Annotated in this window: 13 protein-coding genes and 1 pseudogene; 9 read left to right on the top strand and 5 right to left on the bottom strand. The window is 71.9% G+C overall.

Annotated features, from left to right (window positions below; translation table 11 throughout):
* Positions 1–102: 102 nt before the first annotated feature.
* Positions 103–732 (top strand): hypothetical protein, encoded by a 630-nt coding sequence (locus AB0M02_RS18955; RefSeq protein WP_364228377.1) that lies wholly within the window; start codon positions 103–105, stop codon positions 730–732.
* Here AB0M02_RS18955 and AB0M02_RS18950 read toward each other — a convergent pair whose 3' ends face one another.
* From AB0M02_RS18950 to AB0M02_RS18940, 3 genes are read right to left on the bottom strand one after another with little or no spacing between them, the layout of a single operon-like run.
* On the bottom strand, positions 733–1,293 hold the full coding sequence (locus tag AB0M02_RS18950) for a hypothetical protein (protein ID WP_364228375.1): 561 nt from the start codon (positions 1,291–1,293) through the stop codon (positions 733–735).
* Between the two features lie 57 nt (positions 1,294–1,350).
* On the bottom strand, positions 1,351–2,013 hold the full coding sequence (locus AB0M02_RS18945) for a response regulator transcription factor (protein WP_364228374.1): 663 nt from the start codon (positions 2,011–2,013) through the stop codon (positions 1,351–1,353).
* Positions 2,010–3,101 carry a sensor histidine kinase gene (locus AB0M02_RS18940; RefSeq protein WP_364228373.1) on the bottom strand — a complete coding sequence of 364 codons (1,092 nt, stop codon included), beginning with the start codon at positions 3,099–3,101 and terminating at the stop codon, positions 2,010–2,012. Before AB0M02_RS18940 ends, AB0M02_RS18945 begins: the two co-directional genes overlap by 4 nt.
* Before the next feature lie 68 nt (positions 3,102–3,169).
* Here AB0M02_RS18940 and AB0M02_RS18935 point away from each other — a divergent pair, with 68 nt between their 5' ends.
* Complete coding sequence (locus AB0M02_RS18935) at positions 3,170–4,120, top strand: glutathione S-transferase C-terminal domain-containing protein (protein ID WP_364228372.1); 951 nt, start codon at positions 3,170–3,172, stop codon at positions 4,118–4,120.
* Here the strand turns inward: AB0M02_RS18935 and AB0M02_RS18930 are convergent.
* Entirely contained in the window at positions 4,104–4,586 is a 483-nt protein-coding gene (locus tag AB0M02_RS18930; RefSeq protein ID WP_364228371.1) for a MarR family transcriptional regulator, read from the bottom strand. The genes AB0M02_RS18935 and AB0M02_RS18930 overlap by 17 nt on opposite strands.
* Positions 4,587–4,642: 56 nt before the next feature.
* Here AB0M02_RS18930 and AB0M02_RS18925 point away from each other — a divergent pair.
* A pseudogene (locus tag AB0M02_RS18925) lies at positions 4,643–5,434 on the top strand (EamA family transporter); the annotation flags it as partial.
* 21 nt (positions 5,435–5,455) lie between these two features.
* Here AB0M02_RS18925 and AB0M02_RS18920 read toward each other — a convergent pair.
* Positions 5,456–6,100, bottom strand: a complete 645-nt coding sequence (locus AB0M02_RS18920; RefSeq protein ID WP_364228369.1) for an NAD-dependent epimerase/dehydratase family protein — start codon at positions 6,098–6,100, stop codon at positions 5,456–5,458.
* Between the two features lie 43 nt (positions 6,101–6,143).
* On the opposite strand from AB0M02_RS18920, the gene AB0M02_RS18915 reads away from it, so the two are divergent.
* The 6 genes from AB0M02_RS18915 to AB0M02_RS18890 all read left to right on the top strand — a co-directional run bounded on the left by AB0M02_RS18915 (position 6,144) and on the right by AB0M02_RS18890 (position 14,495).
* Positions 6,144–8,915: an SWIM zinc finger family protein gene (locus AB0M02_RS18915; protein WP_364228367.1), complete on the top strand. Its 2,772-nt coding sequence runs from the start codon at positions 6,144–6,146 to the stop codon at positions 8,913–8,915.
* Between the two features lie 39 nt (positions 8,916–8,954).
* On the top strand, positions 8,955–9,407 hold the full coding sequence (locus AB0M02_RS18910) for a PASTA domain-containing protein (RefSeq protein WP_364228365.1): 453 nt from the start codon (positions 8,955–8,957) through the stop codon (positions 9,405–9,407).
* Positions 9,408–9,528: 121 nt separating this feature from the next.
* Positions 9,529–10,590, top strand: a complete 1,062-nt coding sequence (locus AB0M02_RS18905) for an AAA family ATPase (RefSeq protein ID WP_364228364.1) — start codon at positions 9,529–9,531, stop codon at positions 10,588–10,590.
* Positions 10,583–13,192: a DUF5682 family protein gene (locus AB0M02_RS18900; RefSeq protein WP_364228362.1), complete on the top strand. Its 2,610-nt coding sequence runs from the start codon at positions 10,583–10,585 to the stop codon at positions 13,190–13,192. The genes AB0M02_RS18905 and AB0M02_RS18900 overlap by 8 nt, the downstream gene beginning before the upstream one ends.
* Positions 13,189–13,353 (top strand): hypothetical protein, encoded by a 165-nt coding sequence (locus AB0M02_RS18895; RefSeq protein WP_364228360.1) that lies wholly within the window; start codon positions 13,189–13,191, stop codon positions 13,351–13,353. Before AB0M02_RS18900 ends, AB0M02_RS18895 begins: the two co-directional genes overlap by 4 nt.
* Positions 13,350–14,495, top strand: a complete 1,146-nt coding sequence (locus tag AB0M02_RS18890; RefSeq protein WP_364228358.1) for a VWA domain-containing protein — start codon at positions 13,350–13,352, stop codon at positions 14,493–14,495. Before AB0M02_RS18895 ends, AB0M02_RS18890 begins: the two co-directional genes overlap by 4 nt.
* Positions 14,496–14,517 lie beyond the last annotated feature (22 nt).

Below are 14,517 nucleotides of genomic sequence, written 5' to 3'. Positions count from 1 at the left end.
GCCCGGGACAAACGTGGGGACGCACCCGGTGACGCGCGGCCCTGACCGCCCGGGACGCGTCCCGGACAGAGTTCTCCCCGTCAACGAGACATGGAGGACACGATGACGATCAGCACCACTCCGGCACCGGCCCGCACCGACGACACGGCCGCGCCCCGGATCAGCACCCGGGCGGTTCGCCGCACCGGCTGGGCCGTCGCCGCCGGCGCGACGCTCTGGTCGGCGACCTACTACGCGTTCAGCCCGCAGACCACCGACTCGGCCGAGACGACCGTCATCGACCTCGGCGCGGTGCCCGCACAGCTGGCCCTGCTCGCCCTGGTCATGGTGCAGCTGCGGACCGGCGCGACCGGTGTCACCCGCCTCGCCCGGGGCATGCTGCGCACCGAGTTGGTGCTGCTCAGCCTGGCGACCACGTGGAGCGTGCTGCACGGCCTGTTCCCCGCCTTCCGTGACGACCTCTGGCTGGCGATCCTGGACGTGTTCTGGCCGCTCTCGATGCTCGGCATGTTCGTGATCGGCGTGAAGATCGCCTTCGCCGGCCGGTGGCAGGGTCCGGCTCGCTGGTACCCGCTGATCGCCGAGAGCTGGGTGTTCGTGACCCTGCCCGCGATGGGGATCTTCGGCGCGACCGCCGGCCGGTTCGTCGGCGCCACCCACCTGCTGGTCGGGTACGCCGCGCTCGGCCTGCTGCTGGCCCTGCGCCCGCACCTGACCGGCGCCCGCGACTGATCAGTCCCGCACGGCCGGCACCGGTTCTCGGACCGGGCCGGCCCGCAGTGCTTTCACCCCCAGATAGAGGAACGGCAGCAGGAGCAGCAGATCCGCCGCGTGGATGAGCACCAGCTCCCGGGTGATCCGGCTCAGCGGGAAGGCCACCGCGCCGAGCACGAGCAGCAACCCGACCGGGACAGGCGCTGCTCTGAGCCGGAGGAGCGCCACACCGAGGAGCGCCATCGCGAGCGGGAAGAGGGGCCCGCAGATCCAGTAGAGGACGTTCGCCGGGATCGGGTACGCGTTGAGCAACTCCACGGCCCGCGCATGGGAGACGTCGAAGACGACCTCGTAGATCGCCTGAACGCTGAACGCCAGACCACCGGTCACGCCGAAGACGGTGAGCGGGAGCATCGTCCGCCCCCACCGGGACGGCAGGCCCTGATACAGCGGGATCAGGCCGATCAGCCAGCAGGCCAGGCCGACGGCCACGAGGGTGGCGCCGGTCGTGTCCGGACCGTCGCCCTTCCAGAAGAAGCTGCCGGCGAGGTTGAGCGCCGGACCCAGGATGAGAAACATGTCCCGGACGCTACGAACGATCCGCGCCGGGCGAATTCCCCGTTCGTGGCAGCCGGGCTACCGCGTTCGCGGTACCCGGGCGAGCCCCCAGCGGTAGGCGAGGACCACCAGCTGGGCGCGGTCCCGGGCACCGAGCTTGGTCATCGCCCGATTGGTGTGCGTCTTCGCGGTGGCCGGGCTCATCCGCAGCCGCCCGGCGATGTCCGCCATCGACAGCCCGTCGGCGATCATGGTCACCACCTCCCGCTCCCGGGCGGTCAGGGTCTCGACGGCCGGTGGCGGCGGTTCCTCCTCGGAGGCGAACGCCGCGATCAGGCGCCGGGTCACGGCCGGCGCCAGCAGCGCGCCACCGGCGGCGACGACCCGCACCGCGTGCCGCAACTCGTCCGGGCTGACGTCCTTGAGCAGGAAGCCGACCGCTCCGGCGCGCAGGGCGGCGTAGACGTACTCGTCCAGCTCGAACGTGGTCAGCACGATCACGCGGACGCCGGGCAGGCGGGGGTCACCCAGGATGCGGCGGGTCGCGGTGAGACCGTCGGTTCCCGGCATGCGTACGTCCATGAGCACCACATCCGGCCGGTGCGCGCGGGTCAGGGCGATCGCCTCGTCCCCGTTCGCGGCCTCGGCCACGACCTCGATGCCGGGGTCACGGTCGAGCAGCACACGGAAACCGGCCCGCACCAGGGCCTCGTCGTCCGCCACCAGCACTCGCGTGGTCATCCGGGCAGCCACCCTCGCACCTGGAAACCGCCCTCGTCGCGCGGTCCCGCCCGCAGCCAGCCGCCGAGCCCACGGGCCCGTTCGACCATGCCGTTCACGCCGTTGCCACCCTCGGCACCGTCCTGCGGGCCGTGCCCGTCGTCGGAGATGTCCAGCGACAGGCCGTCCGGGACCCAGCCGACCCGGACCTCGATCCGCGAGGCGCCCGCGTGCCGGACCGCGTTCGCCACGGCCTCCTGGACGATCCGGTACGCGGTCGCCTCCACCGCCCGCGACAGCCGCCGCGGCGTTCCCTCGCTGATCAGCACCGCGCCGGTGTCCCCGGCCAGTTCCGGCAGGCGGTCCAGGGTCGGCGCGGGTGCCGCGGGCCCCTCCTCCCGGGTGCCGTCGCGCAGGACGCCGACCGCCGCCCGCAGCTCGGCCATGGCGTCCCGGGCCGCCTGCCGGACCGTCTCCAGCGCGGCCCGGGCACCGTCCGGGTCGTCGCGCTGGATGTCGGCGGCCACCCCGGCCTGGACCGCGACGACGGCGAGGGTGTGCGCGGTGACGTCGTGGAGTTCGCGGGCGATCCGGATGCGCTCGCGGACGACGCGCTCCTCGGCGAGGCGCTCCTGCTCGGCGGCGAGCATCGCGAGCCGGGCGCGACGGCCGCGCACCACCTCGCCGAGCAGCAGCGCCGCGACGAAGACACCGGTGGAGCCGTCGAGGGCGGCGTCGAACGGGCCGATTCCGGCGACCGTCATCCGGCTGTGCGCGTCGAAGATCAGGATCAGCGCGGCGACGGTCAGTCCGGCGCGGCGGCGGGGTGCGACCGCGACCGAGTACAGGGCGATCCACACCGGCACGGCGGGAGCGCCGCCCGGGTAGCGCAGCACGTGATAGGTGAAGAACAGCGCGCCGACGACGGCGAGGGTGACCGCGGGGAGCCGGGTGCGCAGCAACAGCGCCGCCGCCATGGCCGCGACCAGGGCGTATGCCAGGGCATCGGGGGCGCGGTCGGCCGGGAGCACGGGGGCGACCGCCACCCGGACGGCGGCCAGCAGGAGAGCGAGCACCGCCGGGCCGGCCACGCTCATCGCACGGTGCATGCGGACACGGTACGTAACGGCAGGCGTGAAGGCATACCGCGAACGTGGTAGCGGGGTATGCAAGGAGCATGGCGAATTCTTCGGGTGAGTTCTCGCGCGACCAGCGTTACATCAACTCCCGGATCACCAGGGACGGCCGGGACGGCTATCCCGTCGAACCCGGGCGTTATCGGCTGGTGGTGAGCCGGGCGTGCCCGTGGGCGAACCGGTCGATCATCGTGCGGCGTCTGCTCGGGCTGGAGGACGTCCTCTCGATGGGCGTCTGCGGCCCGACCCACGACGAGCGGAGCTGGACGTTCGATCTGGATCCTGGCGGGCGCGATCCGGTGCTCGGGATCGAACGGCTGCAGGAGGCGTTCCTGAAGCGGTACCCGGACTACGACAAGGGCATCACGGTGCCGGCGATCGTGGACGTGACCAGTGGAAAGGTTGTCACCAACGACTTCGCGCAGATCACGATCGACCTGTCCCTGGAATGGGCGGAGCACCATCGGCCGGGAGCGCCGCAGCTCTACCCGGAATCGCTTCGTGACGAGATCGACGCGGTCAACGAGGTGGTCTACCGGGACGTGAACAACGGCGTCTACCGTGCCGGGTTCGCGGGGTCGCAGGAAGCCTACGAGAAGGCCTACGACCAGTTGTTCGACCGGCTCGACTGGCTGTCGGAACGGCTCGCCGGACAGCGCTATCTCGTCGGGGACGCGATCACCGAGGCCGACATCCGGCTGTTCACCACCCTCGCCCGGTTCGACGCCGTCTATCACGGCCATTTCAAATGCAATCGGTCGAAGCTCAGCGAGATGCCGGTGCTCTGGGCCTACGCGCGGGACCTGTTCCAGACGCCGGGGTTCGGGGACACGATCGATTTCGGCCAGATCAAGGAGCACTACTACGTGGTGCACCGCGACATCAACCCGACCGGGATCGTGCCGGTGGGCCCGGACCCGAGCGGGTGGACGACCCCGCACGGGCGGGAGGAACTGGGTGGCCCCCCGGCTCCGGTCACAGACCGTCCATGAGATCGCGGAGAAGCGCGTTCAGCCGGGTGCGCTTCTCCGGCGGCAGGTGGCTGAGCAGGCGCTGCTGCTCGGCAAGCCCGGCCGCGACCGCCTGGTCGGCGATGTCGCGGCCCTTCGCGGTGAGCCGCACGAGCACACCGCGCCGGTCGCCCGGGTCGGGTGAGCGGACGACGAGGCCGGCCCTCTCCAGCCGGTCCAGGCGCGCGGTGGTGCCGCCGGTGCTGAGCATCATCGAGGCGGCGAGCGCGCCCGGTGACAGCTGGAACGGCTCGCCCGCGCGGCGCAGGGTGGCGATCACGTCGAACTCGGGCCGCCCGATGCCGAACTCCGCGTAGGCCCGCTCGGTGGCGTCGCCGCCGATCCGCGCGAGCCGGAAGATCCGGCCGAACACCTCCATCGCCTCGGTGTCCAGGTCGGGCCGCTCCTGTGCCCACTGTTCGAGGATTCGATCCACACCATCGCTCATTCCCTCATCATAGAGTATCTTTACGTCGAGATACTTTACGTCGAGGGAGTTGGATCATGCTCACCGCAATCACTCCGCTGGTCTGGGGCACGACGTATGTGGTGACGACCGAGTTCCTCCCGCCGGACCGGCCGCTGCTCAGCGGGCTCCTGCGAGCGTTGCCGGCCGGGCTGGTGCTGCTGGCGATCACCCGGCGGCTGCCGAGTGGCGCCTGGTGGTGGAAGTCGGCGGTGCTCGGCGCCCTCAACATCGGGATCTTCTTCGCGCTGCTGTTCATCACGGCGTATCGGTTGCCCGGCGGCATGGCGGCGGTGCTCGGGGCGGTTCAGCCACTGCTGGTGGCGGGATTGAGTGTGATCCTCCTGGCGGAGCGCGCGTCACTCCGTACCGTATTGGCTGGTTTTGCCGGAGTAATCGGAGTCGGACTCGCCGTGCTCACCGCAACCACCCACCTCGATGCGATCGGTGTTCTCGCCGGTCTTGCCGGCGCCGGCTCGATGGCGCTCGGCCTCATCCTCACCAAGCGGTGGGGGCGCCCCGGCGTCTCGCTTCTCACCGCGACCGGGTGGCAACTCACCGCGGGGGGCCTGCTTCTCGCGCCGGTCACCCTGATCACCGAGGGCCTGCCGGCTTCGCTGACCAAGACCAACATCATCGGGTACGCGTACCTGTCGCTGATCGGGACCGCGCTGGCGTACACGCTCTGGTTCCGCGGTCTGGACCGCCTCCCCGCCGCCCAGGTCTCCCTGCTCAGCCTGCTCTCACCGGTCACCGCGACGGTCCTCGGGTGGGCCGCGCTGGGCCAGTCGCTGACGCCCCTCCAGCTGGCCGGGATGGTGCTCGCCTTCGGCGCGGTCGTGTGGGGACAGTCAGCCCATGTCCGCGTTCGTCACGACCCGGCGCGGGAATCCGGTGCGGACGGCCCGCAGCATCGCCTGACCGACGGCATCGGTGCTGGTCACGTAGTTGCCGGCGACCCGGCGCAGCAGCGGCACCAGGGGCGCGGCGATCGTGTAGGCGGTGTTGTACCAGCCGACCTTCGACCGGACACCGTGGGTGGGCTGGATGAAGCCGGGGCGGAACGCGTATCCGTTCGGGAACAGCGCCATGACCTCGTTCTCGGTGCGGGCCTTGACCCGGGACCACATGAGCCGGCTGTTCGCGTCGGTGCCCGCCCCGGAGACGTAGATGAAGGTCAGGTCCGGGTTCTGCCGGTGCAGCGCCCGCGCGGCGGCCATCGGGAAGTCGTAGGAGACACGGGTGTAAGCGGCCTCGTCCATGCCCACCGACGAGACGCCCAGGCAGTAGAAGCAGGCGTCGGCCCCGGCCAGGTCGGCCTCGATCGGGGACAGGTCGGTGAAGTCGGCGAGCGTGACCTCGCGCAGCTTCGCGTGGTGGACACCGGTGGGCGTGCGCGTCACCACCAGCACCTCGCTGACGTCCGGCGCGAGCAGGCACTCCCGCAGCACACCCTGGCCCACCATCCCGGTCGCCCCGAAGAGGATCACGCGCATGCTCGCTCCTGAATTCGTCATACCCTCGGCCTAGGGTTTCATCGTGCCCGCTGAACGATGGTCCACCACCCAGGTCGAGGCTCTCGCACCCGATCCGGCCTCGCTGCGGAACGCTCGCGGCGTCACCGGACGGTTCACGGAGTCCGGCGAGGCCGGTGACGTGGTGTGGGGCGTGTGCCGGGGCTATCAGGTGGCGGCCGACGTGTCGGGGCCGGCGTTCAAGTGCTCGTGCCCCAGCCGCAAGGTGCCCTGCAAGCACGCGCTCGGGTTGCTGCTGTTGTGGGCCTCGTCGGGGCTCTCTGAGTCGCCCGCGCCGTCGTTCGCGACATTTCGGGCGGCCCGGCCCCGGCCGTCAGGCCCTCCTGATCCGGTCGCCGCCGCCAAGCGGGTTCAGGAGCGGGCCTCACGGGTGGCCGGTGGGATGGCCGAGCTGAGCCGGTGGCTCGACGACCAGATCTCGCAGGGGCTCGCGGATTTCGCCCGGCAGTCGGTCGAGCCGATGGCAGCACGCCTGGTGGACGCCCAGGCGCCCGCCGCGGCCGGCGCGGTCCGGCGGCTGAGCGCCGCATCCGGGGCGCACTGGGCTGACCGCGTGCTGGGCGAGCTGGCGCTGCTCCGGTTGCTGGTCAGCGCGCACTCCCGGCTGGACTCCCTGGACCCCGGGCTGGCAGCCACCGTGCGCAGCCGGATCGGGTTCCCGACCTCCACCGACGAGGTGCTGGCCGGCCCTCGGGTGAGCGACCGGTGGCAGATCCTCGGGCAGACGGAGAGCGACGACGGGGCGCTGACCACTCGCCGCACCTGGCTCCGCGGTTCGGCGACCGGGCGGTTCGCGCTGGTGCTGTCGTTCGCGGCGCCGGGGCAGGCATTGTCGAACGACCTGGTGCCTGGGACGGAGTTCCGCGGCGACCTCTGCTTCTATCCGTCGTCGGCTCCGCTGCGGGCCCTCGTCGCCGCACGCGACTCGGCGGCAGCGCCGTTCGGCTCGCCGGACGGCGCGGGGTCCATCCGGGACGCTCTGTCCGGCTGGGCGGCGCTCCTGGCCGGAGAGCCTTGGAGGTACGACGCACCGGTCCTCCTGTCGTCGGTCCGCCCCGGGGCCTCGGGCTTCCTGCTCGACTCGGAGGGTTCGGCGTTGCCGCTGGCCGCCGGGCACCGGGAGCCGTGGTGGCTGCTGGCGGCGGCCGGGGCGGGACCGGCGGATGTGGCGGCGGAGTGGTCGCCGGCCGGGTTGCGCCCGTTGGCCGCCTGGGTCGACGGCGGGTTCGTGCGGGCCGGTGCGCCGGTCTTCGACCCCGGTGGGGGCGGGCGGCGGGGCGCGGAGTTGCCGGCTTCACTACTGGCGGCGGCGCTGGTGGGGACGGCTCGGCGCCCTTACCCGCCATCCCCTTCCGCCTCCTCCGCGGGCGCGTTGCTCGAGGCCGCGGCTGTCGCCCTGGTTTCGCGGCGGGCCGGGACCACGCCGTCGCGCGACAGGGAGCCCGTCCCGGAGGCGCCGCCCGAGACGGAGCCGCTTCTCCCCGCGCCCGCGTCGGCCCGGCTGGCGCGGATCCTGGGCGGCGGTGCCCCCGGCGGCAGTCATCTCGAACAGGAACTGCTCGCCCAATGGCTCGACGCGGCCGCCGAGCGTGGCGGGCTCATCCCACCGGCGATGCTGCCCGACCTGCTCGAAGCGGGACGCCGCAACACCACGATCCGCGCCGAACTCGCCCGCGTGGCCGGCCGCCGCGGCGCCTGGCTCGCCGGCCAGCGGCCCGACTGGCGCTGGCTGCTCGACGAGGCGATCGCCGTCGACGTGTCCGACTGGCACACCGCCACCAGCGCCGAACGCCTGAGCCATTTGGCCGCGCTCCGCCGCTCCGATCCGGACCGCGCCCGTGAACTGCTGGAGGAAGCCTGGAAGACGGAGCCGTCGGAGAACCGCGCACGCTTCCTCGGCACGTTCGCGACCGGCCTGTCGCTCAGGGACGAGCCGCTGCTGGAGAACGCGCTCGACGACCGCCGGAAAGAGGTGCGTGAGGCCGCACTGGAGCTGTTGCGCCACCTCCCGGGAGCGGGGCTCGGGCGGCGGATGGCGGTGCGGGCCCACGCGGCGGTCCGGCTTCTTCCACCCGGCCGCCTGATCGTGGAGCCACCGGAGGAACTCGACGACTCCCTACGCCGGGATGGCGTGGGCGCGGCGCCGATTCGCGGGATCGGGGCGGGGGCCTGGCTGCTCGAAGAGGTTCTGGCGGGAACCCCACTGTCCACCTGGACCGAGCCCGCTGGTGGGTGGGTGCGGCCTGAGGTCGGCGGGATTCTGGAGTTGGCGCGGGGGCACGACTGGGCCACGCCGCTGTTGCACGGGTGGGCCAAGGCGGCGGTCACGCAACGGAACGCGGAGTGGGCGGCGGCTCTGCTGGAGCGGGACTCGGGAATGCTGCGGGAGGCGGTTCGTTGGGATCTGCATCTGGTGCTGCCGCCGGAGGTGCTGGCGCGGCTCGCGGCTGAGGCTCTGCGCAAGGAGGACGGGTCGGCGCATCGGCTGCTGGCCCTGCACCCGGGGCCGTGGCCCGACCATCTCGCGGTGGCGGTGCTGGAGACGGTGGCCACCCGTGCCCGCAACGACCGGCACACCTGGCAACTCGGCGAGCTCTGCCGGACGGCGGCGCTGGCGATGCCCCCGGCGTACGCGGATCTGGCCGGACGGCTCGCCGCCCAGCTGGACCAGATCGTGGATCCGACACGGGTGCGGCCGGTGACCGATCTGGCCCGCACCCTCACCTTTCGCGCCGAAATGGTGCAGGAATTGGCGAGGGATACCTCACACAACTGAGTTGATCTTGAACGCTCAATAAGCATTAATGTTGCCCAGGTGCAAAAGAAACACCTTGTCTGGGCGGGAAGCGCACTTGCTGTTCTGATCGTTATCGGCTGCTGTGGTGCGGTCTTCGGCGACGATGACGACCAGAAGACGGCCACCTCGATCGTCTCCGCGCCGCCACCCGTGGCGGCCACGACGGAAATCAGCAGCGCACCAGCTCCGACCACACCGACAACCACCGCTCCGACCACGGCACCGCCCACGTCGACCGCTCCGCCCGCACCGAAACTGATCAAGATTCCGGCTCTCGCGGGCGAGAACGCGGCCATCGCTCAGGACGAACTGGAAGCGCTCGGCTTCACCAACATATCGTTCGGATCCGCTGACGAGGACGACAAGATCGTGCTCCTGCCGCAGAATTGGACCGTCAAGAAAATCTCCCCCAAGCCCGGCAAGAAAATCGCCGCAGATTCCTTGATCGTCCTCACCTGCACCAAGCAGTAGCTTTTCCTGGAAAAGGCTCCGGCTTGCCCGTTTCGGGCGGGTCGGGGCCTGCCTGGCTCAATTTTGTCGTACCCCCGCCGTAGCCTGAAACCCTCATCCGGGGACGACTCAGGAGTCTGTAGTGACCGCTCTGCGACCGCACGCCGAGGACCAGTTCGCCGAGGAGCTGGCCGAGCTCGCCGCCGCCGACGAGCGGCCCCGGCCGCCGGGTTGGCGGCTGTCGCCACAGGCCGTGGTCACCTACCTGCTCGGCGACGGTGCGAAGGTCACACCGAAATACGTGGGCCCCCGCCGCCTCATCGAGGTCGCCGTCGCCACCCTCGCCACCGACCGGGCGCTGCTGCTGCTCGGCGTTCCCGGCACCGCCAAGACCTGGGTCTCCGAGCATCTGGCCGCGGCCGTCTCCGGCGACTCGACGCTGCTGATCCAGGGCACGGCCGGCACCGCCGAGGAGGCGATCCGATACGGGTGGAACTACGCCCGCCTGCTCGCCGAGGGCCCGACCGACGCCGCCCTGGTGCCCAGCCCGGTCATGCGCGCCATGCGGACCGGTTCGATCGCCCGCCTCGAGGAGCTCACCCGCGTCCCGTCCGACGTCCAGGACGCGCTGATCACGATCCTCTCCGAGAAGACACTTCCCGTCCCCGAGCTGAACACCGAGGTGCAGGCCGAGCGCGGCTTCAACCTGATCGCCACGGCCAACGACCGGGACCGCGGTGTCAACGAGCTCTCCAGCGCCCTGCGGCGGCGCTTCAACACCGTCGTGCTGCCGGTTCCGGCGAGCGCCGACGAGGAGGTGGAGATCGTCGCCCGGCGGGTCGCCCAGCTCGGCCGTTCGCTGGACCTTCCCGAGGTGCCCGCCGCACTCGACGAGATCCGCCGCGTCGTCACCGTCTTCCGCGAGCTGCGGACCGGCATGACCGAGGACGGCCGCACCAAGCTCAAGTCACCCACCGGCACGCTCTCCACCGCCGAGGCCATCTCCGTGATCACCAACGGGATGGCGCTGGCCGCCCACTTCGGCGACGGCACCCTGCACCCGGGCGACGTGGCGTCCGGCATCCTCGGCGCCGTGGTCAAGGACCCGGTCTCCGACAGCGCCGTCTGGCGGGAATACCTCGAGACGGTCGTCCGCGAACGCGACGGCTGGCTCGACTTCTATCGGGCCGCCCGAGATGCCTGAACGCATCTACGGCGTCCGCCACCACGGTCCGGGTTCGGCCCGCGCCGTGGTGCGCGAGCTGGAACAACACCCACCCGAAGTTCTACTGGTCGAGGGCCCACCCGAGGCCGACGACCTGGTCCGCTGGGTCGCCGACGCCGGCCTGGAGCCGCCGGTCGCCCTGCTGGGCTACGCCGTGGACGATCCGGCGCGCGCCGCTTTCTGGCCGTTCGCCGTCTTCTCTCCCGAGTGGCAGGCCATCAGCTGGGCGGTCCGGCACGGCGTGCGAGTCAGATTCTTCGACCTGCCATACGGATTTCGCATCCCCACCTCCCACCCGGCAGCCACACCCGCCCCCACCTCCCACCCCGCGGCCGCCTCCTCGCCCACCTCCCACCCGGCAGCCACCCCCTCGCCCACCTCCCACCCGGCAGCCACCCCCTCGCCCACCTCCCACCCGACGGCCCTCCCGTCGACGGCCGATCGCTCCCCTGACGGCGGACTCTTCGACGCCGCGCGCAGGGGACGTCCTGGGGGTGCGATGCGGAGTGCGGCCGCCCCGGCGCCGGGTGTGCCGCCTGCGGAGGGCGCGCCGCCCGGCGTCACGGCCCCCTCAACCGGAACAAATCCCTCAGCAGGAACAAATCCCTCAGCCGGGGCGATTCCCTCCGCCTCGGCGATTCCCTCCGCCGGGGCGGCGCCGTCCTCCCAAGGGGCGCCGCCCTCCGAGGGAGTGCCGCTTGTCGAGGGCGTGCTGGCCGACGATGGGGTGCCGCGGCGGCCGGTGGATCCGATTGGGGAGTTGGCGGCGGCTGCGGGTTATGACGATCCGGAGCGGTGGTGGGAGGACGTTGTCGAGCATCGGGGTGTGCCGGTGTTCGAGGCGATCGCGGAGGCCATGGCGGCCATCCGGGAGACCGCGGTGGAGGATCCCGACGATCTGGTGCGTGAGGCGTACATGCGGGGGGTGCTGCGGGAGGAGCGCCGGCGGCATGAGGAGATCGCCGTGGTGTGTGGTGCCTGGCATGTGCCGGCGCTCACCCGCAAGGTGCCGGTGAAGGACGACACCGCGCTGCTCAAGGGGCGGCGCAGGGGCAAGGTCGCGTTCACCTGGGTGCCGTGGACCTACGGGCGGCTCGCGTCGTGGTCGGGTTACGGGGCCGGGGTGCGGTCGCCGGGGTGGTATCACCACCTGTTCGCCTCGGCCGACGAGGTGGTTCCACGATGGCTGGTCGACGCGGCCGGTGTGTTGCGGGCCGAGGGCGTGCCCACCTCGTCGGCGCACGTCATCGAGGCGACGCGGCTGGCCGAGGCGCTGGCCACGCTGCGGGGGCGTCCGTTGGCGGGGCTCGCCGAGGTCACCGAGGCGGCCGAGGCGGTCATGTGTGACGGCGAGCCGCTGCGGACCGAGCTGATCGCACGGAAGTTGGTGGTCGGCGAGCGGCTCGGTCGCGTACCCGATGAAATGCCCTCTGTGCCGCTGGCGCGCGACCTGGCCGCGCAACAACGGTCCGTGCGCCTGCGTCCGGAGCCGGGCGAGCGTGTTCTCGACCTGGACCTGCGCCGGGAGATCGACCTGCGCCGCAGTCGTCTGCTGCACCGGCTGCGGACGCTGGACGTGCCGTGGGGTGAGCGCACGACGGCTCGGCGGAGCACCGGAACGTTCCGCGAGGAGTGGCGGCTTCGTTGGCAGCCGGAGTTCGCGGTACGGCTGGTGGAGGGCAGCATGTGGGGCACCACGGTGGCCGCCGCCGCGACCGCCCGGGTCACGCGCCGCGCTCGGGACGCGACGACGCTCGCCGAGGTGACCGCTCTTGTCGAGACGTGTCTGCTGGCGGAGCTGACGGAGGCGTACCCTCCGGTGCTTGCCGCCCTGGACACCCGCGCCGCGCTCGATGCCGACGTGCACCACCTGATGGCGGCGGTTCCGGCTCTCGCGCGGACTCTGCGGTACGGGGATGTCCGGCGTACCGATCTGGCCGGCCTCGCCACCGTGACCGCCGGTCTCCTGGCCCGGATCTGCGCCGGTCTGCCGTCCGCGGCCGGCTCGCTCTCCGACGAGGCCGCCAAGCAGCTGCGTGATGGCATGGACGGCGTGCATCAGGCGGTGAGCCTGCTCGCCGACGAGCGGCTCCGCGAACTCTGGCTGACCACCGTCGAGTCCCTCGCCGGGCGGACCGACCTGCACGGGTTGCCCGCCGGGCGCCTCACCCGGCTGCTCCTGGACGCCGGCCGGCTGGACGCGACCGAGGTCCGCCGGCGGATGCGGCTGCCGCTGACCGTCGGCACCCCGCCCGCGCACGCCGCCGCCTGGGTGGAGGGCTTCCTAGCCGGCGGCGGGCTGCTCCTCGTGCACGACGAGGCTCTGCTCGCACTGGTCGACGACTGGCTCGCCGACATCCCGGCGGACGCGTTCGACGACGTGCTGCCGCTGCTGCGCCGGACCTTCGGCAGCTTCGACCCGGGCGAACGCCGCGCGATCGGCGACCGGGTGGCCGGCCGGAGCACCCGCGGCGGCCCCGAATCCACCGCTGTCGACACCGAGCGGGCCGCAATGGTGCTGCCCGTGCTCGGTGCCCTGCTCGGCCGCGACGTGCGGCCCGCACTCTTGGAGGAGACATGACCGACTCACAGATCGACCCGCGCCCGGCACCCCCGGCGAATCCGCCCGAAGTGCCGGACGTGTGGTTCAGCAGCCCGCCGGACGAGCAGGCGCTGGAGGAGAGGCCACGCTCGGCGGGTGTCCAGATCGTCTTCACTAGCCCGCCGCCGGGGTCGAGGTGAGCGTCACGCCGGAGCGGGCCCGCCGGTGGCGCCTCGTTCTCGGCGGGGCGGCGGAGGAGTCGCTTGGTTCGGCCGCCGGGCGGGACGGTGCGATGGATGCCGCGCTGGCGGCGCTCTACGACGGGGACGAGGCGGGCGAGGGTCCGGCCACGCGGAGGTCCGCGGGGCTGGGAAGTTCCGCGCCCAAGGTCGCCCGGTGGCTCGGCGACATCCGGGAGTACTTCCCGAGCACCGTCGTGCAGGTCATGCAGGCCGACGCGATCGAGCGGCTGGATCTGACGCGGCTGCTGCTGGAGCCGGAGATGCTCGCCGCCGTGGAACCGGACGTGCACCTGGTCGGGACGCTGCTCTCGCTGAACAGGGTGATGCCCGCGGCCACCAAGGAGGCCGCGCGGCAGGTCGTACGGACCGTGGTCGAGCAGCTGGAACGCCGGATCGAGCAGAAGACGCGGGCGGCGGTCACCGGTGCGCTCAACCGGGCCGCCCGGATCAGCCGGCCGAAGCACGCCGACATCGACTGGGACCGGACGATCCTGGCGAACCTGAAGCACTACCAGGCCGAACACCGCACGGTCATTCCGGAAAGGCTGATCGGGTACGGCCGGCGCACAACCTCGGTGCAGCGCGACGTGGTGCTCTGCGTGGACCAGTCCGGGTCGATGGCGGCGTCGGTGGTGTTCTCCGGAGTGTTCGCGGCGGTGCTGGCGTCGATGCGGTCACTGCGGACGTCGCTGGTCGTCTTCGACACGGCGGTCGTGGACCTCACGGAGCAGCTCAGCGATCCGGTGGAGGTGCTGTTCGGAACCCAGCTCGGCGGTGGGACGGACATCAACCGGGCGATCGCGTACAGCCGGCAGCTCATCACCAGGCCGCGGGACAGCATCTTCGTGCTGATCAGTGATCTGTACGAGGGTGGCGTACGCGACGAGATGCTGCGCCGCGTCGCGGAGATGACGGCTGCGGGCGTGCAGGTCGTGGTGTTGCTCGCGCTCTCCGACGAGGGCGCGCCGGCGTACGACCACGAGAACGCGGCGGCCCTCGCGGCTCTCGGGGTGCCAGCCTTCGCCTGCACGCCGGACGCCTTCCCGGATCTGATGGCAGCCGCGATCGAGCGCCGAGACCTCCGCGCATTTGCCAACTAAGGGCTGTTGCAAATTCTTGGCA

This window comes from Actinoplanes sp. NPDC051861, from assembly GCF_040681145.1.
Taxonomy (GTDB): Bacteria; Actinomycetota; Actinomycetes; order Mycobacteriales; family Micromonosporaceae; genus Actinoplanes.
Note: the sequence above shows the minus strand (reverse complement) of the source record. Positions and strands in the feature narration are given on the sequence as shown.